The sequence below is a fragment of the Blautia sp. NSJ-140 genome, assembly GCF_022868965.1.
GTDB lineage: Bacteria > Bacillota > Clostridia > Lachnospirales > Lachnospiraceae > Blautia_A.
Genome location: NZ_JALIFS010000030.1, coordinates 1 through 733 on the forward strand (window position 1 = coordinate 1; position 733 = coordinate 733).

The window sequence follows — 733 nt, forward strand, 5'->3', positions numbered from 1 at the left end:
ATAACAGATAAATCGATGTCTTCCTATCTTTGCGTTTGCATTAATTTCTTAATACTTTGCGTTTAAGGATATTTGATTAACTTAATCAAATTTCATGTATGCAGTTTTCAAGGTACAATGCTGACTGATGTTTTATCAGCCATCAGAACTCACAAACTACTTTGTAATCTCTGATCACTGGTAAAAACCAGCTATTATAACAGTCCTTCCCGACTGATTTAGGGTTAGCACCGGACTTATCGAAAATCTTCTGGTTCCACTCTGTTTCCGACAGAGCTCACTTTCCAGTGCCCGTTCTATTTTTATCAGGCAGCTTCGCCTGTTTCTTTCTTTTTAATCTGGCAGCCACCTGCTCTCCCACACCGTCTCCAGTGCAGTACCATCGGCCGCTTAGGTCTTAACCGTCGTGTTCGGGATGGGAACGGGTGTGTCCCCTAAACGCATCGCTACCAGAAATATCACTATTCAATTTCCTTGATAACTCAACAGTAAAACACATTTTTTTCTCTACTTTTTCCTTAGAAAGGAGGTGATCCAGCCGCACCTTCCGATACGGCTACCTTGTTACGACTTCACCCCAGTCATCGGTCCCGCCTTCGGCAGCTCCTTCCTTGCGGTTAGGTCACTGACTTCGGGCGTTACTGACTCCCATGGTGTGACGGGCGGTGTGTACAAGACCCGGGAACGTATTCACCGCGGCATTCTGATCCGCGATTACTAGCGATTCCAGCTT

General features: G+C 45.4%; 2 rRNA genes. Both read right to left on the minus strand.

Features of this window, described 5'->3' with window-relative positions:
- Positions 1-336: 336 nt before the first annotated feature.
- Positions 337-454 (minus strand): 5S ribosomal RNA (gene rrf / locus MUB50_RS16915).
- Positions 455-522: 68 nt separating this feature from the next.
- Positions 523-733, minus strand: a 16S ribosomal RNA gene (locus MUB50_RS16920); the annotation flags it as partial.